This window comes from Herbaspirillum lusitanum P6-12, assembly GCF_000256565.1.
Classification (GTDB): Bacteria; Pseudomonadota; Gammaproteobacteria; order Burkholderiales; family Burkholderiaceae_D; genus Herbaspirillum; species Herbaspirillum lusitanum.
On the sequence record NZ_AJHH01000711.1, the window covers coordinates 1 to 24,982 of the forward strand.

The 24,982-nt window shown below is 51.9% G+C and carries 22 protein-coding genes; 17 read left to right on the forward strand and 5 right to left on the reverse strand.

What is annotated here, in order from left to right:
- Nucleotides 1–152 precede the first annotated feature (152 nt).
- Together HLUSI_RS0123025 and HLUSI_RS0123030 are read right to left on the reverse strand one after the other, a co-directional pair.
- Nucleotides 153–2,183, reverse strand: coding sequence for an AsmA family protein (locus tag HLUSI_RS0123025; protein WP_029363920.1), 2,031 nt, complete (start codon nt 2,181–2,183; stop codon nt 153–155).
- A gap of 57 nt (nt 2,184–2,240) precedes the next feature.
- Nucleotides 2,241–3,200, reverse strand: a complete 960-nt coding sequence (locus tag HLUSI_RS0123030; RefSeq protein ID WP_016836183.1) for a LysR family transcriptional regulator — start codon at nt 3,198–3,200, stop codon at nt 2,241–2,243.
- Nucleotides 3,201–3,364: 164 nt separating this feature from the next.
- Here HLUSI_RS0123030 and HLUSI_RS0123035 point away from each other — a divergent pair, with 164 nt between their 5' ends.
- The 4 genes from HLUSI_RS0123035 to dnaA all read left to right on the forward strand — a co-directional run bounded on the left by HLUSI_RS0123035 (nt 3,365) and on the right by dnaA (nt 7,158).
- On the forward strand, nt 3,365–3,610 hold the full coding sequence (locus HLUSI_RS0123035; protein WP_016836184.1) for a hypothetical protein: 246 nt from the start codon (nt 3,365–3,367) through the stop codon (nt 3,608–3,610).
- Nucleotides 3,611–4,112: 502 nt separating this feature from the next.
- Nucleotides 4,113–4,433 (forward strand): hypothetical protein, encoded by a 321-nt coding sequence (locus tag HLUSI_RS0123045; protein ID WP_016836186.1) that lies wholly within the window; start codon nt 4,113–4,115, stop codon nt 4,431–4,433.
- A gap of 277 nt (nt 4,434–4,710) precedes the next feature.
- Nucleotides 4,711–5,478 carry a class II glutamine amidotransferase gene (locus HLUSI_RS0123050; RefSeq protein WP_029363921.1) on the forward strand — a complete coding sequence of 256 codons (768 nt, stop codon included), beginning with the start codon at nt 4,711–4,713 and terminating at the stop codon, nt 5,476–5,478.
- A 249-nt stretch (nt 5,479–5,727) separates the two neighbouring features.
- Complete coding sequence (dnaA, locus tag HLUSI_RS30290) at nt 5,728–7,158, forward strand: chromosomal replication initiator protein DnaA (protein WP_016836188.1); 1,431 nt, start codon at nt 5,728–5,730, stop codon at nt 7,156–7,158.
- Between the two features lie 170 nt (nt 7,159–7,328).
- Here the strand turns inward: dnaA and HLUSI_RS33350 are convergent, their stop codons facing one another.
- The gene (locus HLUSI_RS33350; protein WP_162098092.1) at nt 7,329–7,568 is read right to left on the reverse strand and encodes a hypothetical protein; all 240 of its coding nucleotides are present in this window, start codon (nt 7,566–7,568) and stop codon (nt 7,329–7,331) included.
- Between HLUSI_RS33350 and dnaN the strand changes: the two genes are divergently transcribed.
- The 5 genes from dnaN to HLUSI_RS0123080 all read left to right on the forward strand — a co-directional run bounded on the left by dnaN (nt 7,491) and on the right by HLUSI_RS0123080 (nt 15,163).
- The gene (gene dnaN / locus HLUSI_RS0123065) at nt 7,491–8,597 is read left to right on the forward strand and encodes a DNA polymerase III subunit beta (protein WP_029363922.1); all 1,107 of its coding nucleotides are present in this window, start codon (nt 7,491–7,493) and stop codon (nt 8,595–8,597) included. The genes HLUSI_RS33350 and dnaN overlap by 78 nt on opposite strands.
- A gap of 205 nt (nt 8,598–8,802) precedes the next feature.
- A complete protein-coding gene (gyrB, locus tag HLUSI_RS0123070; RefSeq protein ID WP_029363923.1) occupies nt 8,803–11,310 on the forward strand; it encodes a DNA topoisomerase (ATP-hydrolyzing) subunit B in 2,508 nt (835 codons plus the stop codon).
- A 147-nt stretch (nt 11,311–11,457) separates the two neighbouring features.
- Nucleotides 11,458–12,690: an ABC-three component system protein gene (locus tag HLUSI_RS0123075; protein WP_029363924.1), complete on the forward strand. Its 1,233-nt coding sequence runs from the start codon at nt 11,458–11,460 to the stop codon at nt 12,688–12,690.
- Nucleotides 12,687–13,190 carry a three component ABC system middle component gene (locus HLUSI_RS32015; protein WP_083831034.1) on the forward strand — a complete coding sequence of 168 codons (504 nt, stop codon included), beginning with the start codon at nt 12,687–12,689 and terminating at the stop codon, nt 13,188–13,190. Before HLUSI_RS0123075 ends, HLUSI_RS32015 begins: the two co-directional genes overlap by 4 nt.
- Nucleotides 13,190–15,163 (forward strand): DUF3732 domain-containing protein, encoded by a 1,974-nt coding sequence (locus tag HLUSI_RS0123080; RefSeq protein WP_029363925.1) that lies wholly within the window; start codon nt 13,190–13,192, stop codon nt 15,161–15,163. The genes HLUSI_RS32015 and HLUSI_RS0123080 overlap by 1 nt, the downstream gene beginning before the upstream one ends.
- A 10-nt stretch (nt 15,164–15,173) precedes the next feature.
- Here the strand turns inward: HLUSI_RS0123080 and HLUSI_RS32020 are convergent, their stop codons facing one another.
- Complete coding sequence (locus tag HLUSI_RS32020; protein ID WP_083831035.1) at nt 15,174–15,479, reverse strand: hypothetical protein; 306 nt, start codon at nt 15,477–15,479, stop codon at nt 15,174–15,176.
- Between the two features lie 285 nt (nt 15,480–15,764).
- On the opposite strand from HLUSI_RS32020, the gene HLUSI_RS0123090 reads away from it, so the two are divergent.
- The 8 genes from HLUSI_RS0123090 (at nt 15,765) to HLUSI_RS33085 (ending at nt 23,325) form a co-directional block, all read left to right on the forward strand.
- A complete protein-coding gene (locus HLUSI_RS0123090) occupies nt 15,765–16,187 on the forward strand; it encodes a helix-turn-helix domain-containing protein (RefSeq protein WP_016836194.1) in 423 nt (140 codons plus the stop codon).
- 235 nt (nt 16,188–16,422) lie between these two features.
- Nucleotides 16,423–17,148: a TnsA endonuclease gene (locus tag HLUSI_RS34500; RefSeq protein ID WP_029363926.1), complete on the forward strand. Its 726-nt coding sequence runs from the start codon at nt 16,423–16,425 to the stop codon at nt 17,146–17,148.
- Nucleotides 17,111–18,160, forward strand: coding sequence for a hypothetical protein (locus HLUSI_RS33075; RefSeq protein WP_157137975.1), 1,050 nt, complete (start codon nt 17,111–17,113; stop codon nt 18,158–18,160). Before HLUSI_RS34500 ends, HLUSI_RS33075 begins: the two co-directional genes overlap by 38 nt.
- Nucleotides 18,147–18,605, forward strand: a complete 459-nt coding sequence (locus HLUSI_RS30295) for a hypothetical protein (protein WP_238534068.1) — start codon at nt 18,147–18,149, stop codon at nt 18,603–18,605. The genes HLUSI_RS33075 and HLUSI_RS30295 overlap by 14 nt, the downstream gene beginning before the upstream one ends.
- On the forward strand, nt 18,568–19,629 hold the full coding sequence (locus HLUSI_RS33080) for a hypothetical protein (RefSeq protein ID WP_157137976.1): 1,062 nt from the start codon (nt 18,568–18,570) through the stop codon (nt 19,627–19,629). The genes HLUSI_RS30295 and HLUSI_RS33080 overlap by 38 nt, the downstream gene beginning before the upstream one ends.
- Nucleotides 19,577–20,551 (forward strand): Mu transposase C-terminal domain-containing protein, encoded by a 975-nt coding sequence (locus HLUSI_RS31150; RefSeq protein WP_083831036.1) that lies wholly within the window; start codon nt 19,577–19,579, stop codon nt 20,549–20,551. The genes HLUSI_RS33080 and HLUSI_RS31150 overlap by 53 nt, the downstream gene beginning before the upstream one ends.
- A gap of 15 nt (nt 20,552–20,566) precedes the next feature.
- Nucleotides 20,567–21,532 carry a TniB family NTP-binding protein gene (locus HLUSI_RS0123120; RefSeq protein WP_016836199.1) on the forward strand — a complete coding sequence of 322 codons (966 nt, stop codon included), beginning with the start codon at nt 20,567–20,569 and terminating at the stop codon, nt 21,530–21,532.
- Nucleotides 21,529–23,325 (forward strand): hypothetical protein, encoded by a 1,797-nt coding sequence (locus HLUSI_RS33085; protein ID WP_157137977.1) that lies wholly within the window; start codon nt 21,529–21,531, stop codon nt 23,323–23,325. The genes HLUSI_RS0123120 and HLUSI_RS33085 overlap by 4 nt, the downstream gene beginning before the upstream one ends.
- A gap of 721 nt (nt 23,326–24,046) precedes the next feature.
- On the opposite strand, the gene HLUSI_RS30305 is transcribed toward HLUSI_RS33085, so the two are convergent.
- Nucleotides 24,047–24,607, reverse strand: coding sequence for a hypothetical protein (locus HLUSI_RS30305; protein WP_050977765.1), 561 nt, complete (start codon nt 24,605–24,607; stop codon nt 24,047–24,049).
- Nucleotides 24,608–24,982: the final 375 nt, after the last annotated feature.

Here is a 24,982-nt window from a genome sequence, read left to right on the forward strand (position 1 = left end):
GCTTGGCAAGTCTTGTATGGCAAAAGAACAGTTCGGGGATAGAAATCGGGCCTGTGCAAAACTCTCCATCTATCCCCAATCCGCGCAAAACTTATTCACAAAGTTATCCACAGGATGCCGTTCTGACAAGAACCGGCATTGCGAAAAGCAATCTAGCGCCTGGCCGCCTGTGGCCTGGTTTTGCCGGGGGGAGGCGCGACCGGTTGCTTTTGCACTTCCTGCAAGAGATTGGCGCAATCGGTTTGTTGTTCACCGCTGATATTGATCAAAGGCAGGATCGCCGCCACCGGCGCCAGCACACCCAATACCACCGCGCCGCCGGCCTTGAGCGCCAGTACGCCCTTGTCGACGCCGACCTTCGGATCCTTGAACGGGCCGGTCACATACAGCGGCGAGCGCAGCGAAATGATGCGCAAGCCTTTGCTTCGCGGATTGATGACCAGGTCCAGTTGTTCTTGCGCAAGATTGAGGTTGCCACTGATGTTGATGATGGCGTCTTCGGTATCCAGTGTGAAGGTGCGCGCCTGCGCCAAGCCGTTGCTGACGGTGAAATCACCGGCCATGCAATTGAGCTTGACCTGCTTGTCGCCGAACAGCTTGGAGACCACCACGTTGCCGATGTTCAGGCCCATTTCTTCCAGCAATAGCTTGCTGATGGCGCCGTGGTTGATCAGCATCTTCAGCTCGCCGTTGGAGGACCCCAGCATCGCCGCCACCGAATTGCCGGTGGCCGTCAATGCCGCGTCGCCGTTGATTTCACCGAAGCTGGTCTGGGCTGCATCGAGATTCGGGAACAATTGCTGGATCTTGATGCGGCGCGCCGACAGCTTGACGTCCGACTTCATCTTCGGATTGCGGCCATCCAGGTGCATGGTGGAAGCCAGGTTGCCGCCGGCGATGCCAAAGTTCAGCGGCGTCAGCGACAAGACCTTGTCCTTCAGGTGCAGGTCGGCCTGGATGTTGTTGACCGGCAGATCCTTTTCCTTGACCACGCGGTGTGCGGTCAGCTTGACGTCGGCATCGATCGCGCCCCACGCCTCGGTCTGGAACTCCTTGACCGGCAACACCTTGTCGGACGGCTGGCGCTCTTCCGCACCGCGTTTTTCCTTGCTGGCGTTGGAGTCGGCGCCGATCAGCGGGCCCAGGTCTTCAAAGCGCAACAGGTTCGACACCACTTCGCCAGTGAGCAGCGGACGCGGTTCCTTCGACTGATATTCGAGCGTGCCGCCGATGTCGCTGGAACCGACCTGGCCCTTGAATTTTTCATAGGTCCAGGTACTGCCGTTCTTCTTGCCCACCGGATTGAGTTTGCCGATCAAATGGCCCGAGGTGGAGAACGGCGGGGTTTCCGGCAACAGCACGCCGGTCAATGGAAACAGATGCGCCATGCTGTCGCCGGACAGGTTCAGTTGCAGATCGAGCGCGGCCAGTTCCTGCGGTTTGGTCAGCGTGCCCTTGACGGCGATGCGCGTCTTGCCGACGCGCACGTCGGCTTCAAGCGGATACGGCTTGCTCTCATCCTGCAGCGACAGCACGCCGCCGGCCTTGCCTTCGCCGTTGATGTCGGCCTTGTTGAACGAGCCCTTCACGTTCCAGCCGATGCCGTAGATTTTGTCCTTGTCGGGATCCAGCGTGTCGATTTCAGCGCGGGCCTTGGCTTTCTGGATGGCGTCGTCGAGCTCGACCACGCCTTTGCGGATCACGATTTTTTCAGGACGGAATTGCCAGGTCGACGGACCGTCGTCGGACTTGAAGGTCCAGTTGTTGACGGCGTCCTTCTTGCGCAGCAACTGCAGGTAGGGATCCTGTGCTTCCAGATCGGGCAGCACGATCTTGTGCTGCAGCAGTGGCCAGGGATTGAGCGTGACGTTGAGCTGCTTGACGGTCGCCATGTTCGAGTTGGCGGGCGCCCACTCCGGATTGCCAAGCACGATGTCGTTGGCGCTCACTTGCGGCCACGGTATCCATCGGGCCCAGCTGGTCTGCGGAGCATCGGGCTTGCGCCATTTGACGATGAGGTCGCCCTGGATCGCGAAGTGGCGCCCGGTGGCGTCGCTGACGCGCTGGTTGATCCAGGGCCGCGCGCGGTTCCAGTCGAAGGTGATGATCAGAATGACCAGCAACACGATTAGCGCGAGCACGCCGGCCAGGCTGAACCCGATTATTTTTGATGTCCGTGACATAAATCATCCTAAAGTGAGTGATCTACGCCAACGGCATCAAGAATATTCCAGGCATCGTCAGCGCTTCATGTTGATACGACCGAATTCATCATGAGTTGTTGCAACTAAATGCGCGCGCAGCCATTTATGGGCCGGATTGCGCGCGTCCCGTTCATGCCACAACATGTCCACATGCTCTTCCGGCGTTTTGAATGGAAGTTCTTTCACCACAAGGACTTCGGTCATGCCGGTGGCGGCGATCAGATGGCGCGGCAAGACCGTGATCAACTCCGAACTGGCGACGATGCGACCGGCCGTAAAGAATTGGTTCACCGTCAGCAAAATCTTGCGTTCGCGTCCCATGCCCGAGAGCACATCGTCGATCACCGCATGGGGTTTGCCTGACAGGCTGACCAACAAGTGGTCGGCGGAGCAATATGCGTCGAGCGTCAATTCCTTGTCGGCCAGCGGATGGTTCTTGTGCATCACGCACACGTATTGGCCGGTGTACAGACGTTCGTGACTGATCTGGGTTTTGACCATGCCCTGGCCGTCGGCCAGCTGCGCCGTCACGCCCGGGAAAAATCCCACCGCCAGATCGACGTCGCCGCGCAGCAGCATGGCGCGCGGGTCGCGTGTGGTCAGCGGCATCATGCGGATTTTCAGGCGCGGTGCGTCGCGCATGATGGTGCGCACCAGCGACGGCAGCCACAGCGCCGCAGTCGCATCGACCATCGCCATGCGGAAGGTGTTCTGCGCGCGCGTGACGTCGAAGGTTTCGGGCGTGATCACCGCTTCCAGTTCCGACAGTGCGCGACGTACGGTCGGCCACAGTTCTTCGGCGCGCGGCGTCGGCTTGACGCCGTGGGCGGTGCGGATCACCAGTTCATCGTTGAGTGTGTCGCGCAGCCGGCGCAGCGCGTTGGACACGGCCGGCTGGGTCATCGCCAGCAGATTGGCTGCGCGCGTCAGGTTTTGCTCCGTCATCACCGCGTCAAAGACGCGCAACAGGTTCAGGTCGAGAGTAAGGAAGCTCATGTCAGCCGCGCCCCATAAGGCAGAGAGGAGGAAAAGAAATTCGCCAAGGTCAAAAAATTAGTATTCACAAACGGTATAACTGATATCTGAAAACGAAATTGGTAAAGGTGCTTCGGCGTCATTACACTGCAATGCAACATAACACATTTCGCAAGGAGTCCATCATGACCACATTGACCGCAAATTACTCGTCGAAGACCACTGCCACCGGTTCCAGCAAGCTCGGCGCCGCGCTGCGCAACATCTTCGTTCGCTTTGTCCAGGCTCATGAATCGCAAGCCGCCCTGATGACCGCTGACTACAACAGCAAGGTCGAAGGCGCTTCGCAACTGAATCGCCTGGCCAACAAGTTCGAATCCAGCCAGCCTAACCTGGCAGCTGAACTGCGCTTCATCGCATCGCGCGGCTAATCAGTTTCAGCGGCCCGGCAACATCGGGCAGCCACAGCAGCAACAAGCAGCCACAACCCGCATCAAGCATTTGCAGCAACACTACAGTACGGCGATGTAGTGCGCGGAACCACCCGGTAACGACGCATTTCAGCGCTTCTGTAGGGCAACAACCGTTTCAGTCCTGAGTTTCTCAGGCCCGCGTCCTGGCGCGTATGCAGGCCAAGCAGCCCGCAGCGATCGCGCGACAAGGGAATCTGTCCGGCGTCTCCTCCTCCCTCTTTAGGAAGGATTTCCCCGCAAGCTTCGGCTTTGCGGGGATTTTTTTGTCCGCGAAGTCCGGTGATTCTTCGAGGATCCCCTCCACAAGCCTTGAGCATACTGCATCTCGCGCTTTATTCACAATATCTATATCTGATATCCCCAGTCTAAATTGGCACTCCCGTGCTGAAAAACCTATACTGCATCGCAACAACAGAGCAATCGCGCTCAAAAGCAGTTTCATATCAGGGAAATCAATATCATGTCCATCCTCGCCATCGCCTTTCCAGTTGAAGCCGCCGTACCGGTCGCGCAATCGCTGATCGGAGCCAGCCTCGCGCTGACGCGTCCGTTGCTGGGCCTGGGCGCGCTGGTGACCCTGCTCATGGTATTCAAGCCGCTGCTGGCCGGCATCATGCGCGCCGTCGTCGCCTTCTTCGTGCCGCGCAAGTCTTTCGAGCAACGTGTCGCCGCCCATCGTTTCAGCGGCGTGCGCATGCTCAACCGCATGGCCAACGACTACAGCGGCAGCCAACCGAATTTTGCAGCCGAGCTGCGCAACCTGGCCGCGCGCGACAACTGATCGCCGCCAGCAGCAAAGCTTATTGGCAACAAGTAACGAACACGTAGTACGTACCGCGTCTCCTCCTCCCTCTTCAGGAAGGATTAGCCCCACGAGCCCCAATTCGTGGGGCTTTTTTTATGTACGTTCGCTTATTTGCCTATCATTTACGGAAATCCACCGGGTTTTGCGCGATTTCACCCGACAACGGCTTTCTCGCACCATGTCCGCGTGATAACGTAGGGGTCTGGTTTCCCCCTCCTATCCATTACTCCAGCCTCACCGCTTCGCCGACATCATGTGCCAGTTACTCGGGATGAATTGCAACACGCCCACCGACATCGTTTTCAGCTTCACCGGTTTTGCAACCCGCGGCGGTTTGACGGATCACCACAGCGACGGCTGGGGCATCGCGTTTTTTGAAGGCTCCGGCGTGCGTCACTTCGTCGACTACCAGTCGGCGGTCAGTTCGCCCGTGGCCGAGCTGATCAAAAGTTGCCCGATCAAGTCGCAGCACGTCATCGCCCACATCCGCAAAGCCACCCAAGGCCGCGTCTCGCTGGCCAACTGCCATCCCTTCGTGCGCGAACTGTGGGGGCGTTACTGGGTATTCGCCCACAACGGCGACCTGAAGAATTTCACCCCCACCCTCGACGGCCCCTATCGCCCGGTCGGCACCACCGACAGCGAAATGGCGTTCTGCTACCTGCTGCAGGAGCTGCGCAAGCGCTTTGGCGACACCTTGCCGTCGTTGGCCGACTTAACACCGGTGTTGCGCGAACTTACTACCTATATCGCCGGACATGGCCCGTTCAACATGTTGTTGTCGGACGGCTCGGCGCTGTTTTCGCATTGCTCCACCAATCTGTACTACATCATTCGCCAGCACCCCTTCGCGTCGGCGCACTTGTCGGATCAAGACGTCTCGGTGGATTTCTCCGAACTCACCACCGCCAACGACCGCGTCGCCGTTATCGTCACCCAGCCGCTCACCACCAACGAGACCTGGACCCAGTTCGCCCAAGGCGAGTTGAAAGTCTTCGTCGACGGCGCCGTGGTCGAATAAGTTATCCGGGCGGCAAGTTTCGTCTCGATTGCCGGCCTGCCTCTTTATGTTGCACACCCTCGATATATCCGGCAAAGCTTTTGCTGGCTATCCATATACATTTTTACTCTGTCAAAAACCGCCCAGCCTGTGGATAACTTTTCCCGGTCAGAGTAGAATGGCGCCCTTACGGTGTTGATATCGGGCGCTCCAGATTCCTTCAGTCCAAGCTGATCAACACGCATCCCACCTGTTTTTATAAGAAGATTCATGGAAAATTTTTGGCAAGCTTGCTCCGCAAAGCTGGAGCAAGAGTTGACGCCGCAGCAATACAGCGCATGGATCAAGCCCCTCGCCCCGCTTGATTACGAAGACGGCCGCCTGCGCATCGCCGCGCCCAACCGTTTCAAGCTTGACTGGGTCAAGACCCAGTTTGCCGGCCGCATCACCACGATTGCCTCGGAATATTGGGAAACCCAGATCGAAGTCCAGTTCGTGCTCGACCCGCGCGTCGGCGAAGCACGCCGTGCTGCCGCAGCCGCAGCGCCGCAGGGCGCGGGCCAAGGCGCCGGTCCGGGTCAACCTAACCGCGTCGGCAGCATGCTCGACGGCTACCCGACCGGCATCCAGGAATCCCTGGTGCAACCGGCGCCGCCGCCGCACGTGGCGCCGCGGCAGGAATTGTCGCGCATCAACTCGGTGCTGACCTTCGACAACCTCGTCACCGGCAAAGCCAACCAGCTCGCGCGCGCCGCCGCCACCCAGGTCGCCAACAATCCCGGCGTGTCCTACAACCCGCTGTTCCTGTACGGCGGCGTCGGCCTCGGCAAGACCCACGTGATCCACGCCATCGGCAACCAGGTGCTGGCCGACAATCCCAATGCCAAGATCCGCTACATCCACGCCGAGCAATACGTGCGCGACGTGGTCACGGCCTATCAGCGCAAGGGTTTCGACGACTTCAAGCGCTATTACCACTCGCTCGACCTGCTGCTGATCGACGATATTCAATTCTTCGGCGGCAAAAGCCGTACCCAGGAAGAGTTCTTCTACGCCTTTGAAGCCCTGATCGCCGCCAAAAAGCAGATCATCATCACCAGCGACACCTATCCCAAGGAAATCAGCGGCATGGACGACCGCCTGATCTCGCGCTTCGATTCCGGCCTGACGGTCGCCATCGAGCCGCCCGAGCTCGAGATGCGCGTCGCCATCCTGATGAAAAAGGCCACCCTCGAAGGCGTGGTGCTGTCCGACGACGTCGCCTTCTTCGTCGCCAAGCACCTGCGCTCCAACGTGCGCGAGCTCGAAGGCGCGCTGCGCAAGATCCTGGCCTACTCGCGCTTCCACGGCAAGGACATCACCATCGATGTCGTCAAAGATGCGTTAAAAGACCTCTTGTCCGTCCAAAACAGGCAGATCTCCGTCGAAAACATCCAGAAGACCGTCGCCGACTTCTTCAACATCAAAGTCGCCGACATGTATTCCAAGAAGCGCCCGGCCAATATCGCCCGGCCGCGCCAGATCGCCATGTACCTGGCCAAGGAACTGACGCAAAAGAGCCTGCCGGAAATCGGCGACCTGTTCGGCGGCCGCGACCACACCACGGTGCTGCACGCAGTCCGCAAGATCTCCGCCGACCGCACCAAAAACCCGGAATGCAACCACGAGCTGCACGTGCTCGAGCAGACCCTGAAAGGTTGATCCGAAAGACCCAATTTGCTGCTTGAAGAGGGGTTGATTTGATACAATGGAGGAGTTGGTCCGGTTTGCCCGGGCAGTGTTTTTGTTGTCAATTCGACACTGCCGGAGTTGGGGGCAAACCGTAAGCGAGGATGGCATCGTCGCGCTGCAGTGAAGGCACCGGTCAGTGGTTACGTCGGCGCAAACGCAACGAAGCCCTTTTCAAATTGCAGCGCATTTGCAGAAACTCCGGCAAAACTGGGCGCAAACGGTTGACCATGCCGGATTGCAGACAGAATTTGAAAGCGGCTTTCAGCATCCTTTAAACCATTATCAACAAGGATAAAAAGACTATGCAATTGGTCAAAACCCAACGAGATACGCTTCTCCGGCCACTGCAAATAGTGAGCGGTATTGTCGAGCGTCGGCACACATTGCCGATTCTGGCCAATATCCTCATTCGCAAGGACGGCGAAAAGGTGTCTTTCCTGTCCACCGACATTGAAGTGCAGATCACCACGCACGCCGAAGTCGGCTCCGGCAGCGAAGTCACCGCCACCACCGTCGCCGCGCGCAAACTGCTCGACATCCTGCGCGCGCTGCCCGACTCGGGCGAAGTGACGGTCACCCTGTCCAACAAACGCCTCACGGTGCAGTCCGGCAAGTCGCGCTTCGCGCTGCAGACGCTGGCCGCGGAAGAATTCCCGACCGTCGCCCAGGCCGAGCACTACAACGCGCAAGTCACGCTGCCGCAAAAGACCCTGAAGCACCTGTTCAACATGGTCCACTTCTCGATGGCGCAGCAAGACATCCGTTACTACCTCAACGGCCTGCTGCTGGTCGTCGAAGGCAAGAACGTGATCGCGGTCGCCACCGACGGTCACCGTCTGGCGTTCTGCCAGGTCGCCACTGAGCAAGAGTTCCCGCGCCAGGAAGTCATCATCCCGCGCAAGACCATCATCGAACTGCAGCGCCTGCTGGAAGAAAACGACGACCCGGTCCAGCTCGAGATCGCCAACAACCAGGTCAAGCTGACGTTCGCCGACATCGAGCTGATTTCCAAGCTGGTCGAAGGCAAGTTCCCCGACTACACCCGCGTGGTGCCGAAGGGTTACAAGAACAACTTCACCATCGGCCGCGAACAGCTGCTGCGCTCGCTGCAACGCGCCGCGATCATGACCAGCGACAAGTTCAAGGGCGTGCGCTGGGTGATTGCTCCCGGCAGCCTGAAGATCAGCTCCACCAACGCCGACCAGGAAGAAGCGGTTGAAGAACTCGAGATCGACTACGGCGGCGACAGCGTCGACATCGGTTTCAACGTCACCTACCTGCTCGACGTGTTGAACAACCTCAAGGGCGACTTCGTCAACATCGCCCTGGGCGACGCCAACTCCTCCGCATTGATCACCATTCCCGACAATGCCGATTTCAAATACGTCGTCATGCCGATGCGCATTTGATTTCAGTTAGCCGGAAGCAGACGAGGGGCCGTGCATACACGGCCCTTCGCCACTTTCAGGAATTCGGTTTCACATCGATATCGCCTCGGCTTTGCATCGATTCAGCATCGGATTCCGCCAGTTTCACCGCGATTTTCACCGCAACACCAGCGTATTTCCTTAGCAGTCAGTCAGGCAGTTCCGTTAGTTTTTTCAGAAGGTAGCCATGTCCCAATCGTCCCAAGCGCCAGCAGACAACACCGTTCAACCGCAACAAAATCAATATGGAGCGTCCTCCATCCAGATTCTGGAAGGTTTGGAAGCCGTCCGCAAGCGCCCCGGCATGTACATCGGCGACACCTCTGACGGCACCGGCCTGCACCACCTCGTGTTCGAAGTCCTGGATAACTCCATCGACGAATCGCTCGCCGGCCACTGCACCGAAATCCACGTCACCATCCACTCCGACAACTCGATCTCCGTCATCGACAACGGTCGCGGCATCCCGACCGGACTCAAGATGGACGACAAGCACGAGCCGAAGCGCTCCGCCGCCGAAATCGTCATGACCGAGCTCCACGCCGGCGGCAAGTTCGACCAGAACTCCTACAAGGTCTCCGGCGGCCTGCACGGCGTCGGCGTCTCCTGCGTCAACGGCCTGTCCAAACTGCTGCGCCTGACCATCCGCCGCGACGGCAAGGCCTACGCCATGGAATTCGTGCGCGGCATCCCGCAAGACCGCCTGATCGAAGTCATCGACGGCGTGCAAGTCTCGCCGATCCGCGTCACCGGCGACACCGACAAGCGCGGCACCGAAGTCCACTTCTGGGCTGACGAAGAAATCTTCACCCACGTCGAATTCCACTACGAAATCCTGGCCAAGCGCATCCGCGAACTGTCCTTCCTCAACAACGGCGTGCACATCAAGCTGACCGACCAGCGCACCGGCAAGGAAGAAAACTTCGCCTTCGAAGGCGGCACCCGCGGCTTCGTCGAATACATCAACAAGAACAAGAGCATCCTCAACCCGACCATCTTCCAGGCCACCGGCGAGCGCATGTCGGACCAGAACACCAACATCAGCGTCGACGTCTCCATGCAATGGAACGACGCCTACAACGAACAGGTGCTCTGCTTCACTAACAACATTCCGCAACGCGACGGCGGCACTCACCTGACCGGCCTGCGCGCCGCGATGACCCGCGTCATCAACAAATACATTGAAGAGCACGAGTTCGCCAAAAAGGCCAAGGTCGAAGTCTCCGGCGACGACATGCGCGAAGGCCTCACCTGCGTCCTCTCCGTCAAAGTCCCCGAGCCGAAGTTCAGCTCGCAGACCAAGGACAAGCTGGTCTCCTCCGAAGTGCGCGGCCCGGTCGAAGAAATCGTCGCCAAGACCCTCACCGACTTCCTGCAAGAACGTCCGAACGACGCCAAGATCATCTGCGGCAAGATCGTCGAAGCCGCCCGTGCGCGCGAAGCCGCCCGCAAGGCGCGCGAACTGACGCGCCGCAAAGGCGTCATGGACGGCCTCGGCCTCTCCGCCAAACTGGCCGACTGCCAGGAAAAGGATCCGGCGCTGTGCGAACTCTACATCGTCGAGGGTGACTCCGCGGGCGGCTCGGCCAAGCAAGGCCGCGACCGTAAATTCCAGGCCATCCTGCCGCTGCGCGGCAAGGTCCTCAACGTCGAAAAAGCCCGCTTCGAAAAGATGCTTTCCTCCGAGCAGATCACGACGCTGATCGCCACCCTCGGCACCAGCATCGGCCCGGACGAATTCAACGCCGACAAGCTGCGCTACCACCGCATCATCATCATGACCGATGCCGACGTCGACGGCGCCCACATCCGCACGCTGCTGCTCACACTGTTCTATCGCCAGATGCCGCAACTGGTCGAACGCGGCCACATCTACATCGCCCAGCCGCCGCTCTACAAGGTCAAGGCCGGCAAGGACGAGCGCTACCTCAAGGATGACGTCGAAGAAGCGCAGTACATGATGCAGATCGCCCTGAACGACGCAGAGCTCGTCCCTAGCGAAGGCGCAGCACCGATCAGCGGCGCACCGCTGACCGAACTGGTCCGTCAATACAACACCGCCAACGCCATCATCATGCGCTTGACGCGTATGATCGACGCCGGCGCCCTGTCCGCGATCATGACCGGCGTCACGCTGCAACTGAACACCGCAGCAGAAGCCGAGCAATCGGCCGCCGCCCTCAAGGCCGCGATCAACGAACCCGGCGTTGACGTGGTCGTGCGTTCGGACGAACTCACCGACAAGCACATCCTGCGCATCAACCGTCTGTACCACGGCAACATCAAGGCCACCGCCATCGATGCCGACTTCGTCAACGGCCCCGACTACCAGGTGCTGGAGAACGCCGCAGCAACCTTCCGCGGCCTGATCGGACGCGGCGCACTGATCCGTCGCGGCAGCGGTGAGAAGATCAAGGAAAGCGCCATCAATGACTTCCACCAGGCCGTGGCATGGCTACGCGAAGAAGCCGAACGCGGCGTCAGCAAGCAGCGCTATAAAGGTCTGGGTGAAATGAATCCAGGCCAGCTGTGGGAAACCACCATGGACCCAACCGTCCGCCGTTTGCTGAAAGTGCAAATCGAAGACGCGATCGCCGCGGATCAGATTTTCATGACGCTGATGGGGGATGACGTGGAACCGCGCAGGGCGTTTATTGAGTTGAATGCGCTGCAGGCTGGGAATATTGATGTTTGATGTTGTCGGATGACATGAAACATGAAAACTGTGCCAAGTTAGTGAAAAAATCATGACGTAGATTGTGAAATTTTCTAACTGGCACAGTTAGTAGCTTGGATAATTTTGATGTAGGTGTCGTATCCGTTCTAACTACGGGGGACTTCTTTGATAAATGAAAAAAATTCCAAAACAATCAAAAAAGAGAAAAGTAAATCCTCGATACCTGGCGCGGCCCCAGGGCAGGCTTTAGGCTATAGTCTTCAATACACACGTTTAACAGCAATGTTGCTTATTGCTGAGCCGGGCAGCTGGTGCAGCTTAGAGGTTTTGGACGATGTGGTGGAAGAAAAAAATACAGGTGTGAAACACCTCGTTCAAAGCAAAAGCACTCTCGGTAGTAATCCAATCTCGGACCGTGCCAAATCTCTTTGGAAAACACTTTTTAACTGGTTACACTTAGTTGAAAACGGCCACGTAGAACCCGACCAGACTATCTTCGAAATCTACGTTTCCCGTCCAGTTGACGGTGACATAGCTTCGGCGTTCTCCGGTGCCAGGAACAACGCTGATGCATTGGCGGCTTTGCAGAAAGCGCGATTACTTCTTTGGGGAAGTGAGCCAGAATATCTATTAAAAAGTGATCTTTCAGAAGATATTGCTAAGTATGTCAATACAGTCTTAGCCGCGAAAGACTCCACTCTCATATCCTTAATAAAAAATCTTCGTCTTATGTTCGGTAGCGGAAGTCCGCAGTCCGATTTAGAGGAGATCATTGCCACTCATCCGGTATCCGCGTCGAAAATCGAAGATATCGCGAACTACCTATGTGGCTTGGTGAAGCGTGATGCAGACAAATTGCTTGAGCAATCTCTCCCTGCGATTCTTAGTAGAGATGAATTCCATCTGCGATACGCAGCTTATTGCCGTCGTGTGGACAGAGAAACTATTCTCACCAGTTTCGCTCCCGTCCCGACGAAGGATGAGGCGCTTGCACGAATGCCGGAAGTATTTGTCCAGCAGCTTGATCTTCTAGACCTGGAGTTTGAAGACAAATTAGAAGCTATAAGCGATTTTCTAATGGCTTCTGCGGATAGAACCATCTGGTCAAAAATGGGAGAAGTCGACGAAAAATCGTTTGATGAGTTGGATGACGAATTGACTAGGACATGGAAGAATAAACAACGAGCTAATGGAGTTGAGCACCGTACAAAAAGTGGGGTCGACCAAGGGCTTATGCTTTATGCGAAGTGCATGGAACACAAAGCAGTCATACAAGCTATGTCTGCTCCACCTCATTTCATTCCAGGTTGCTTTCATAGGTTGGCGGATACCCAAGAAATAGGTTGGCACCCAAGTTACTTGGAGTTACTTCGTATTAAAACGAAAGCGGTAGTATGAGTGCACTTTCTCGCGAAGTTCGTTATGTACAAAATCCCGCAATGGGAGCTGCGTTGGTTTGGCGTTTTATTTGTGGTTATACGGAGAACCACAAGACTTCGAACGCAGTTCCACTGCCCTTAATTTTTATCGTCCTCCCAATTTTATTTCACGAAGCAACAGCACAGTTTGTGAAAAGTACTTTAAAAAGCTCTGGTCTCAGAGCCTTTGCTACAAAATTTGGTGAGTCGAAAACATCCAAGCAGGATGTACTGCTCGGGATTCATGAGCGAACCCTTCGTTTGCGAGGACTAACCCGAGATGCTATGCGATTAGGATTAGTCACGCGCTTATTTTATCTCGGTGGTGATGCCGGCTTATTTCCTCTTTCTCGCACTCAAGCAATTGCAGGTATGTCTGATGAGATACGACAACTCATGCGCGATGCAGAGAAACTAGGTGTTTGGTGCGCACAACTTACTCTCCACGAAATTTCTGCAACGCTTAAGGTTCGTTTCTAATGTATTTCCAAATAAAAGAGCTAATTCTTTGGCCTCGAAATGCGACTTTTCCCCCAAGACGCGTTCCATTTGCACTCGGCAAAGTTAACGTCATAAGTGGTGCTTCCAGGACGGGGAAATCTGCAGTAATTCCTATAATTGACTATTGCCTTGGATCTGCCACTTGTTCAATTCCAGTAAATACTATTCGTGACGCCTGTTCTTGGTTTGGCGTGGTTATTTCCACTAAAAACGGAGAGAAATTATTTGCCCGGAGAGAGCCCGGATCTCAGCGTTCAACTGATGATATGTATATATTGGAATCTCGCTCTATAGATGAGATTCCAGTCAATATATCGAAAAATACAAATGCTGATTCTGTGCGTCGACTCTTAGATGAACTCGCGGGACTTTCGAATCTTGATTTCGGTTTAGGTGACGATACAAATGGATTTGACGGAAGGCCAAGCTTTCGAGATCTTGCAGCGTTTACTTTTCAGCCACAAAATATAGTCGCAAATCCAGACGTACTCTTTTTCAAAGCGAACACATATGAGCATCGCGAAAAACTGAGAAAAATATTTCCCTACATCTTAGGTGCAATTACTCCTGCTCTGATGGCAAAGCAGCATGAGCTTCGGCGTATACAGACAGAGCTTCGACGAAAAGAAAAAGAATGGCGTGGAGCAAAGGAAATCTCGTCGCAATGGTTGGCCGAATTACGTTCCAAGATAAGCGAAGCAAAGGAGTTGGGTCTTCTTAAAATTGAAACAGAGGGCGAGCTTAGTAGAGATCAGATGTTGAGTATGCTAGAAGAGATAGTTAAGCGAACCGATTTAACATTGGCGGTTAGTTCGACGACGATATCTGACGCTATAAAAGAATTGAATATGCTGGAGGCTGAGGAGCGAGAAGTATCTCGAGAATTGACGACGCTCCGTCATCGTTATGTGGAAATGAGCAGGATTCAGAAAAGTGCCTCAACCTATCATGATGCATTGAGAATACAACGCGATCGTCTACAGATATCTGACTGGCTTATATCGCATAAAGATGGAGAAGAAAATTGTCCGGTTTGCGGTAGTGGAATGGATGGCGCGAATCAAAAACTAGAAGAACTCCATTTGGCGCTTAAAAATCTTGAAGACACTTCGGGAATAAATGTTGAAATACCCGCAGCATTTGAACGAGAGCTTCAACGAGTTCAAGCGGAAGTATCTACTACAACCGATCGATTGAAGGCTGTTCAGCTAAGAAAAGCGGCACTCTCCAGCCGTTCTCAAGAAGCGCAGGGGCGGCAGTTTGTTGCTCAAAAAGCGGAACGTTTCGTGGGGAATTTAGAGAATGCCCTAAACCTTCATCGTCTCTTAGGTGACGACTCCGATCTGGCCAGTGAAATTTCAAAGTTGCAAACACGTGAGCGTGAATTACTTAGTGATCTAAAAAATTATAATATCGATGCGCAAAAGCAAAGGGCGTTACAAGCCGTCAATCTAAAAGCAGCTAAGCTTCTGCCATACCTCGATGCAGAGCGTCCTGACGATCCAATTTCGTTAGAGATCAACGACCTCACCGTAAAGGTGGCAGGCAAGAGCCGTGATGACTATCTTTCTGAAATTGGTAGTGGCTCTAATTGGCTCTCATATCACATCGCGATCTTATTAGGACTACAGCAGTATTTTCTCAGCCTCGAGCATAGTTCTGTGCCAAGTTTCTTGATACTGGATCAACCGAGTCAGGTCTACTTTCCGAAAAAAATGACGGTAAGAGACAGCGATCCTATAGACGAGCCGAGTATTCCAGACGAGGATGTTGATGCGGTACGAAAAGCATTTCGTGTAATGGGTTCTGTTGTCCGTGCAGCCCAGGGGAAATTACAAATCATTGTTCTTGATCACGCACCTAGCGATATTTGGGAACAATTTTCAAACGTTGTTGGTATGGAAGAATGGCGAGATGGGGTAAAGCTTGTACCAGCGGAATGGCTCGAATAAAACCTCTGTCCTATTGCCCCTGTGAATAGGAACTGCAAGTTCGAATGAGCTGGGAAAAACTTTCAGCATCTGGTCGGGCCTGAAGTATAGTTTTTACCTCTTCAATTTGAGCTCTAGTAGGAATCAATTCTGATGGGCTCTCATAGAGCCATTCAATTAGGTACATAGTAAGTCTCTCGACAGAAAGAGTAGCAACTTCATTTCTTGTCGGGACATATGTCCCCGCTCTGAATACTTGGCTATTGCCATGCGAACTAAAAGCAGCACTGAATGCTTCGTCTGGCACTCCAAAACGATCATCTGCATCATCGTTCATTTTGTCTTACCTTCGCTAAAATTCCTCACTATTTCATCATAGTGTTTGCGCTGAAAAAATCCAGTAACAATATCGACCGTCTCTTTTTTAGTCGACCTCAAAAAATATATCCGGAGGGCAGTCCTCATAGGAGAGAACTTACCAAGATATATAACTTTGGTTTCCAATTTATATAGTTGTGTAGCTGCTGATGGTATAGCTTGGTAATTGCATCCAAGGCCATGCATTGACAAAGATATTTTCGATATCTAGGCTGTTGGTAATTGCCATTACCAATACCAGGAAATGAGCCCCTTCTCCCAATTTCTGCACGACCTTAGAATGCGCCGTGATCTGCGCCAAGCGGAATTGGCTGAGTCATTAGGATATGAACAAAGTTATATTTCGGCCTTAGAAATTGGATTAAAAGGGCCGCCTACCTCAGAGTTCGTTGAGAAGCTAGTAGAGACCCTCAACATGTCCCCGTCTGAACAAGAGCAACTACATGCGGTAGTTTGCGCATCACGCCGTAAATTCGCAATTGATCTGGACGCGCCACTGGATGTCTATTGGCTGCTTAACGATTTACGTGAAAAGATGCAGCGTCTAAGCCCCTATCAAGTTCGGATGATTCGGGACATCTTGAGCATGCAAGAAAATTTGCTAGAAAAACGCCAGGATCCTATACGTCGACTCAAGCGACGTAGAAAAGAGGAGGCTGAAATGTAAAACGGGACAAACCTCGCGGCTTGCCCCGTTGGCTGATGTATCAAGAGATACTCCAGATTGGCGTCTAAAGTATCTCTAAAGCCTCGGTCAACGTCAAGCCCTCTTCCTTTCCTTGTGTCTATAACGCGCCGGCCTACTACCTGGCGTGTGGATTAGTACATCCAAGAATAGGCATATTCAATTCATTCTTACGCTGCAAAGATCTTCATCGAGAGCTTTGTACTAAGGAGAATGTATGTCCAAGAGTACTTGGCCGGGCCGGTGGTTAGGTCGCTCACCGGCGTTTGCAGATTCGCACACCAGGGCTAGGAAAGTGGTTAGTCCTTCCGGTGGCATCATGCGTGGGAAATTTCCAAGTAGGAAAAATGGCCGAATGGTGCATCACGAAGGCTTGTTAGAGCGGGATGCAATCTATCTATTCGAAACTTCTCCGCTGATCGCTCGATATCGTGAGCAACCCCAAACTATTCATTATCCAGACGGCGACAGGCTACGAAGATACACATCGGATTTTGAGCTGATGTTGATAACAGGCGAATTGGTGAATGTCGAAATAAAGCCAGAGCGAAGGTTGGCCGAGATCGACATTCAACACAAGCTGGGTTGCATCTCGATGCAAATGCAGCGCTTGGATATGTCCTTCCTGGTCCTCCCGGACACAGTCATCCGCGCAGAGCCACGTCTATCCGCATTGCGTTGGATCTTCCATCAGTCGCCACGGATACATCCAACTACTGAGTCGTGTCGAATGGCATTGCTCAAGGTTGGTGACGTGTTTCCAACGTCTATCAAAAATTTAGCGATTCGACTTAATGAATATGGCGTGAATCCTTTCAGCATGCTGATGTCTGGGATGCTGCACTGTTCCTTGAGTACACCTGTGACCCCGGAAACCTTCGTTAATCCTATTGAGGAGTTAGACGATGCCTGGTTTTATATTGCAAAAGAATACGGCTTTTGAATGGGCCGGATCCCTCTGTCGTATCGACCGGCTTCAGCCGAATGGTGAAGTCTTGATTGAATACGTCAATGAAGGTCACCTCACTATCGTAAGTAAAAAGCAGTTGCTCGTCGAATATAGTGAAGGTCGTATAGTGGCCAAGAATGTTCGTTCCGATGAAATCCTAGAACGACATATCTTCTCACGGCCATTAGATGAATTACCTCCCGAAATACTCAACGCAGCCACTCGAAGACTTCACTATGTGAAGGCCATCTTGGAGCATGGCTCGCCGGTGTTTACTCGAGAATATCTCCAGCCTCTTATTGAACTTGCTGCAAAACAAATCGATGATGAAAATCTTCCTAGCGTTACATCTATTTATCGATGGTGCACAAAATATAAAAATGGGCGAGATATACGTGCGTTGATTCCTCGCTTTGACCGAAGAGGATCTCGGAAGCTAAAGCAAGCTGACACAGTACTGCAACTTGCGTTGGCTTCAGTCGAGGAGGCGTTTGCAGCATCGCCCAAAGCGACAATCCCCAATATATATACAAGACTGTTGGGGAAGATAGAAAGCGAGAATCGCCTACTATCAATGTCGGCACATCTTAAGTCACCCTGCTTAAGGACTTTATATAGAATGTTCGATCGGCTGGAAGCCTATGATCGTGTATGTTTTAGAGACGGGAAACTCGCCGCAGACAAGAAGTTCAGATTAGTTAAATCCGGGGTGGTAACAACACAGATCCTGGAGCGCGTTGAGATCGATCACACGCCACTCGACTTATTCTTAGTCGATGAAAGAACATGGCTTCCGTTAGGAAGGCCAACCTTAACGGTGATAATTGATCACTACAGTCGAATGCTTTTAGGGTTCTATCTGAGCTATGGAAGTCCCTCGGCGCAGGCAGTAATGGGTGCCCTTCGGCATGCAATCTTGCCTAAGTGCCCAGCGAAGATGGTCTTGCCTCATCTAAACGTCCAACATGCCTGGCCTTGCTACGGCCGACCTGATGTCATATTTTGAGCTGATGTTGATAACAGGCGAATTGGTGAATGTCGAAATAAAGCCAGAGCGAAGGTTGGCCGAGATCGACATTCAACACAAGCTGGGTTGCATCTCGATGCAAATGCAGCGCTTGGATATGTCCTTCCTGGTCCTCCCGGACACAGTCATCCGCGCAGAGCCACGTCTATCCGCATTGCGTTGGATCTTCCATCAGTCGCCACGGATACATCCAACTACTGAGTCGTGTCGAATGGCATTGCTCAAGGTTGGTGACGTGTTTCCAACGTCTATCAAAAATTTAGCGATTCGACTTAATGAATATGGCGTGAATCCTTTCAGCATGCTGATGTCTGGGATGCTGCACTGTTCCTTGAGTACACCTGTGACCCCGGAAACCTTCGTTAATCCTATTGAGGAGTTAGACGATGCCTGGTTTTATATTGCAAAAGAATACGGCTTTTGAATGGGCCGGATCCCTCTGTCGTATCGACCGGCTTCAGCCGAATGGTGAAGTCTTGATTGAATACGTCAATGAAGGTCACCTCACTATCGTAAGTAAAAAGCAGTTGCTCGTCGAATATAGTGAAGGTCGTATAGTGGCCAAGAATGTTCGTTCCGATGAAATCCTAGAACGACATATCTTCTCACGGCCATTAGATGAATTACCTCCCGAAATACTCAACGCAGCCACTCGAAGACTTCACTATGTGAAGGCCATCTTGGAGCATGGCTCGCCGGTGTTTACTCGAGAATATCTCCAGCCTCTTATTGAACTTGCTGCAAAACAAATCGATGATGAAAATCTTCCTAGCGTTACATCTATTTATCGATGGTGCACAAAATATAAAAATGGGCGAGATATACGTGCGTTGATTCCTCGCTTTGACCGAAGAGGATCTCGGAAGCTAAAGCAAGCTGACACAGTACTGCAACTTGCGTTGGCTTCAGTCGAGGAGGCGTTTGCAGCATCGCCCAAAGCGACAATCCCCAATATATATACAAGACTGTTGGGGAAGATAGAAAGCGAGAATCGCCTACTATCAATGTCGGCACATCTTAAGTCACCCTGCTTAAGGACTTTATATAGAATGTTCGATCGGCTGGAAGCCTATGATCGTGTATGTTTTAGAGACGGGAAACTCGCCGCAGACAAGAAGTTCAGATTAGTTAAATCCGGGGTGGTAACAACACAGATCCTGGAGCGCGTTGAGATCGATCACACGCCACTCGACTTATTCTTAGTCGATGAAAGAACATGGCTTCCGTTAGGAAGGCCAACCTTAACGGTGATAATTGATCACTACAGTCGAATGCTTTTAGGGTTCTATCTGAGCTATGGAAGTCCCTCGGCGCAGGCAGTAATGGGTGCCCTTCGGCATGCAATCTTGCCTAAGTGCCCAGCGAAGATGGTCTTGCCTCATCTAAACGTCCAACATGCCTGGCCTTGCTACGGCCGACCTGAACAGTCTGGAATTCCACGGAAATGATCTTGAGAGCGTCGCCCTAGATTTAAGGACGGAAATAGTATTTTGTCCGAAGCATCAGCCTCGTTTTAAAGGTGTTGTGGAACGCTTCTTAAAAACAATCAACTATTCTTTTGTTCATCAGTTGCCTGGAACTAGTTTAGCTCGGTGGCATTTACGAGGGGACTATGACCCATTGAAAAACGCTGTTTTGACGTTAGCGGAATTCAATCAAATCTTTGAAAAATGGATATTGGACGTCTATGCACAGACCCTCCATCGAGGGCTCAATGAAACACCCTGGGTTCGTTGGCATGAGGGGTTAAAACAACGAGAACCAGAACTACCAGAGAGCGTTAAAGCTCTTCAGCGGCGCATTGGATTGGTTGAAGAACGCAGTCTGCGCCAAGACGGAATTGTTTTGCATGGCATTCGCTACAACGGTCAAGCTTTGACCCGGATCTTTAACACCTACGGGGCAGGGGTGAGGGTACGTGTGCTTTATGACCATGAGGATCTTGGCGACATTCAAGTGTGGGGGCCGGACGATACGGAGCCGCTTACCGTACTTGCATTAAATCAGGAATACGCACGGGGATTAACGCGCTTGCAAAATGAAATGATTCGCGAGACTGTCCGTGAAAAAGGAGCGTCCCAACAGAACACGCGAGAGCTGGAGCGAGCGAAATTGGATATCACCACGACTATTCAAGACTTAATGGCAAGTAAAAAACAAAAAAACCGTCGTCGCGCAGCGGCAATAAGTGGGGTCAGCAGTAACAATCCATCCGTCCCCGTAGTTCCAATGCAAGAAAAATATAGATCCGATGATGGCCCAGCGCCATCACATTCGCTATGGGAGGCGTCCGTTCCTCAAGAACTGAAAGACCAAGCCGATCTTCCGCCGGCTACTTATTCATTCTTCAGAGTAAATCAGAAGCAGTAATAAGGGAGATTAGAAATGACTCTTCCATTTTATGATGCCATCAAGCAGTTTCAAGACGCATACCTGATGTTTCCTGCATTCCAGGCGGCTTTCGAACAAATGGAGTCGAACCTCAAGCTATATCGTGCAACGGGCATGGCACAGAGTTTGTTGGTTTTTGGCGAGAGCGGAACTGGAAAGACCAGTCTTGGGGAGTTATTTGCTGGGCGCTACCCAAAAGAAGTTCTCATCGAACGAGACCTTATTCCAGTACTGCATGTCTCAATTCCTGCAGCTGCGACTATTGCCGGAACGGTCGAATCAGTCCTTGCGCGGCTTGGAGATCCGGAGCCCGAACGCGGAACTGTTTCAGTCAAAACGGCACGAGCTGTCAAGATTGCTAAGGGGTGTGGAGTAGAAATGCTGCTCTTTGACGAAGCGCAGCATATCCAAGATCGTGGTCACAGCAAATCCCAGTATTTTGTAGGCGATTGGTTGAAGACATTCATGGACGCGTTGAAATTACCCGTGACTCTCATGGGATTGCCAAGAACTCAAAGCTTGTTGCAAGTAAATGAGCAACTTCGCAGACGATTTACTCATCGACTGTCACTGTCAACAACCGGGGATGGGAGAGAAACAACAAATGACGACAGCCTGGCGCTTTTTACTTCGTTAGCCAGTGTGCTGCCACTCCCGCTGGATCCTAGGCCATATACGTGGCAAGAACTAGGTGTGAGGCTTCATTTCTCGACGGATGGCCGGATCGCATATGTAAAGCAATTACTGATTAGTGCATATGTCAAAGCTGTTGATCAAGGATGCGCACGAATATCGATTTCTGAACTGACTGATGCCTTTACGACGGTCATCTGGCCTTCAGGTGTTGGTAGCCTAAATCCTTTTCATAAAGATTTCGTATTTCGATCGTTAGATAGATCTGGCGAACCCTTTCAGATTGGAGATATTCACGCAGTTGTCCAGTCGAGAAGAATGAAATGAATACGCTTCCGCTTCGACCTCTACCGAAATCAGGCGAGGCGCTCTCAGATTTCATCGCTCGTCTCGCGTTCGCCAATGGTTACCAGGCATACGAATTGTGGAATGTATTAAACAAAGGAATTGGCGCTCATGAAAGCGTACTGTCGCAGGCGCTGAATGGACTTGCGCTTCCGGAGTTCTCCGGCCCGATCTGTAGTGGTATAGAGATCCCGGTAAATTCATTTGGACTTAAGTCGTCAGACTTCACCCATTTATATCGCCGGTGGTGCCCATTGTGCGTAGAGCTTGAGCCGTGGCTAAGACCTGCGTGGCGTCTAAAAATATCTATTGCTTGCGCCTCCCATGGAGTGCACTTGTTGGAGCGCTGCCCGCGTTGTCACAATTCTCCGAATGTGGGAGAAATTATGCATGGTGTGTGCGAATGCGGCGTAGTTTTTAAGAAAGTGCTCAGTCGAGCACCAAAAAAACAGGTGGAGCTCATGTGGGCACTCCAAGCTTCTTTGCTTGATAAGGCGGTTCTCCCCTTAGATGGTGAGTCAGCGACTCTAACGACCCAACAGTTGGTGAGATTAATCTTTTATACGGGAAGATTCATTGATGGCCCCACATTGTCGAAGCCTGGAAAAATACGAGATTTAGAGAGTCTTAGCGTCGCACTCAATTTGGTAACGGGAGTATCGATCTTGCTGAAAGGCTGGCCTGGAGTATTTTGGGATTGTCTTCAGAAATACGTTGATAACTCACCAGGGGATATGAGTGTTCAGCGGGTATTCTCACCGCTGTATCATGTTATTTACAAGGATTTGAGAGAGCCTGCATTTCAATTCCTAAGAGACGCCTTCGAGCTGTTTTTGCTTGATCACTGGCGAGGAGAGTTATGTGGTCGTCATCGGCTATTTAGCGAGGTAACCGTCAGTGGGAGTAGACATCAGGGGTTAGCTCATATTGCCAGAGCAACAGGACGGGGACGAGAGACGCTTAAGCGCCTAGTGCATCAGGACTGGTTACCAGCAAACCGCTTCAGCAGGTCAGAAAAGCGAGAGGTGATTACTATTGATAGAACAAAGCTTGCGGATTTCATTCCTGACGCTTCACATTTTCTAGATCTACGTAGCGTATCCCGCTTATTAGGAATAAAACGAACAAGACTACGTGAACTAGTCGCGGTGGGAATAATTCTAGCCGACATGGCGCCGAGGTGGTCGACGCGCAGTCATTGGCATTTCCGACGTAGCGAGATTGATAGATTTCTGCTCGAAATTCGTCAATTAGCTAATTCATATACTGGTGTTATAGGATCTGTGACGTTACGGCATGCGTTTCAATACTGGCATCTAAAAACACATGAACTAAAAGATTTATTACAGGCAGTAAAAGAAAAGAGAATATTCATCTCTCTATCCGAACATGGTCAATTTTGTGACGTGGCGTTCGAGGAAAAAAAGCTCCATGATTGGTTAAGTCAACATCGACAGTCAACGGCTGAGTGGATATCAGCAACTACCGCAGCTAAAATGATAGGGCTGAAAGAGCAGGTAGTGTATGAGCTTATTGCCAAGAATCTGATTTCAGCCGATATCGAATCGCGAGATGGGCGCATTTTCAAACGCATTTCCTCAACAAGCTTAGAGCGTTTTCGTCGAGAATATGTTTCGTTAGCAGAGTTGGCTATTCAGGAGAATTTATCTCCAAATACCCTCCTGAAAAAACTCAATGTGGTTCCTGTAAGCGGCCCTAAAATTGATGGAGGACGACAGTATTTTTACAGACGCGCCGATCTGGAGTCCTCTTAGCGCCTTTAATTATTCATTCAAGCAATCTTAGAAATAATTCCTGAAGAATATATTGTGATTGAACTTCTCCAAACGGCAAAAAAAAGTGCCTTGTGCAGTTGCGTCACATACGCGCCGAATGCGTGCCGCATTGCGTTACCGATTTGTAATTCTTGTCTTGGTACAGGTCTACGGGATCGTGATCGCCAAAAGACAATCGCACGAAACACAGAGCGCCTCTTACCGACTTACGCCGATTTTTTGAATTTTGATGGACAGCATTGCAAAAATATTTACCGACGTCTTCCTCGCGACTGGCGTTGTCCCGCATGCAAACGATCCATATTTGAGTTGCTACGCTGGGCTACTCGTTTCCCGAAATCTCCTACTCCGTTTAAGGGATGGGTGATGGGATTTCATGAACATCATGATCATCAATCTGATTGCATTGTCATAGACGGTCAGCTCCGACCAATTCGTCGATTTCCACGGTTTCTTCCGACGGTGCTTTGTGAGCAATGCAATTCCGCCGACGCAAGTGCTAAGAAGAAGTTGAAACTGCCAGCTGAATTTTCGTTTTCGCCCGTGGAAATAGGCACTTTCGTGACGGCCACACCGCATGGCTGGCATTTATTGGATTACCGAGTAGCACAAGAGCTCTATACACGCATCCAAGCAGCGCCCCCTTGCCCATACCCATTCTAGTAAGAAAAACGCTAGGAAACATGATTAGGGCCTTCATTCAGATGGCGATGTCTTCCGCGCCTACTTGTGTCATTCGATCTAAAAGGGATTGGTAGTCGTAGTCATCCGGATCCTTCTCAAAAATCTCCCCGATCACTTTTAGGGGATTAAGCATCAAAATGTACTGATAGTCCCCCTTTACGCCAGGCTTAGCCTCTATCACACCGATATCGGCCAAGATGCTCATACGCTTCTTCCATGTTGCCTCTGCCCTTGGTCCCCCAAATCCTGACTCGTGTGCTAAGTCGCGCTGATTGCGGACCTCTACGAAGCCTTCATCGAACACCCGGCACCAGAGCGCTAGATAGGTCGCAGATACTGGAAATCCTTTACCGGCAAGACGATCGAGAATTTTATTGATGATTGGTAGCGTCCGGGGGATCGTAGTAAAACCAACATTGCGTTTTCTGAGCCATAGCGCTGAGTCCAATACCTCAGGCCATAGACGTGTTCGAATTTGGAGGCGTTTTGAGGAGATACTATTTTTTACTACCTTTTTTGGGCCCTCTGAATCATCAGTATCATCTTCAATTACCCGCCTAATTCGCTTTTTAAGCATATTTAACCTCTATTCAAGTTCAATATATTATACATTGACGCAATATATGTTGTATTTGCTCTCTTTAAAATCAAGGGGTTACATAAAAGCCTGTACTCAATGTACTCATAGTTATCAATGTACTCAATTGTAATCTATGTTCTCAATGTGATGTGACGTCGACACGCGAAAGAAACGTACCTACTATTCGTCCCAACAACGCTCATTACGCTTGTTATCTCCCTTGTCCAGTTGAAAGGGGCCTTACCTCCGTCATGGCTGTAAGGTTCGAAAGAGGATTTCGTTCCATAGGGAAGCGCACCACGATGAGTTAGATCTACCCCTCCCCTAAAAGGGAGTGAAAATAAAGCCCCACCGGGGCTTTTTTTTCGTCTG

Excerpts from the sequence above, each read along its gene's own strand:
- HLUSI_RS30295 (WP_238534068.1), top strand. The coding sequence starts at position 18,147 with ATGTCATATTTTGAGCTGATGTTGATAACAGGCGAATTGGTGAATGTC.
- HLUSI_RS32015 (WP_083831034.1), top strand. The coding sequence starts at position 12,687 with ATGAGTGCACTTTCTCGCGAAGTTCGTTATGTACAAAATCCCGCAATG.
- HLUSI_RS33085 (WP_157137977.1), top strand. The coding sequence starts at position 21,529 with ATGAATACGCTTCCGCTTCGACCTCTACCGAAATCAGGCGAGGCGCTC.
- HLUSI_RS0123090 (WP_016836194.1), top strand. The coding sequence starts at position 15,765 with ATGAGCCCCTTCTCCCAATTTCTGCACGACCTTAGAATGCGCCGTGAT.
- HLUSI_RS31150 (WP_083831036.1), top strand. The coding sequence starts at position 19,577 with ATGCCTGGCCTTGCTACGGCCGACCTGAACAGTCTGGAATTCCACGGA.
- HLUSI_RS34500 (WP_029363926.1), top strand. The coding sequence starts at position 16,423 with ATGTCCAAGAGTACTTGGCCGGGCCGGTGGTTAGGTCGCTCACCGGCG.
- HLUSI_RS30305 (WP_050977765.1), bottom strand. The coding sequence starts at position 24,607 with ATGCTTAAAAAGCGAATTAGGCGGGTAATTGAAGATGATACTGATGAT.
- HLUSI_RS0123120 (WP_016836199.1), top strand. The coding sequence starts at position 20,567 with ATGACTCTTCCATTTTATGATGCCATCAAGCAGTTTCAAGACGCATAC.
- dnaA (WP_016836188.1), top strand. The coding sequence starts at position 5,728 with ATGGAAAATTTTTGGCAAGCTTGCTCCGCAAAGCTGGAGCAAGAGTTG.
- HLUSI_RS0123025 (WP_029363920.1), bottom strand. The coding sequence starts at position 2,183 with ATGTCACGGACATCAAAAATAATCGGGTTCAGCCTGGCCGGCGTGCTC.
- HLUSI_RS0123050 (WP_029363921.1), top strand. The coding sequence starts at position 4,711 with ATGTGCCAGTTACTCGGGATGAATTGCAACACGCCCACCGACATCGTT.
- HLUSI_RS0123045 (WP_016836186.1), top strand. The coding sequence starts at position 4,113 with ATGTCCATCCTCGCCATCGCCTTTCCAGTTGAAGCCGCCGTACCGGTC.
- dnaN (WP_029363922.1), top strand. The coding sequence starts at position 7,491 with ATGCAATTGGTCAAAACCCAACGAGATACGCTTCTCCGGCCACTGCAA.
- HLUSI_RS33075 (WP_157137975.1), top strand. The coding sequence starts at position 17,111 with ATGCCTGGTTTTATATTGCAAAAGAATACGGCTTTTGAATGGGCCGGA.
- HLUSI_RS32020 (WP_083831035.1), bottom strand. The coding sequence starts at position 15,479 with ATGAACGATGATGCAGATGATCGTTTTGGAGTGCCAGACGAAGCATTC.
- HLUSI_RS0123030 (WP_016836183.1), bottom strand. The coding sequence starts at position 3,200 with ATGAGCTTCCTTACTCTCGACCTGAACCTGTTGCGCGTCTTTGACGCG.
- gyrB (WP_029363923.1), top strand. The coding sequence starts at position 8,803 with ATGTCCCAATCGTCCCAAGCGCCAGCAGACAACACCGTTCAACCGCAA.
- HLUSI_RS0123035 (WP_016836184.1), top strand. The coding sequence starts at position 3,365 with ATGACCACATTGACCGCAAATTACTCGTCGAAGACCACTGCCACCGGT.
- HLUSI_RS0123080 (WP_029363925.1), top strand. The coding sequence starts at position 13,190 with ATGTATTTCCAAATAAAAGAGCTAATTCTTTGGCCTCGAAATGCGACT.
- HLUSI_RS33080 (WP_157137976.1), top strand. The coding sequence starts at position 18,568 with ATGCCTGGTTTTATATTGCAAAAGAATACGGCTTTTGAATGGGCCGGA.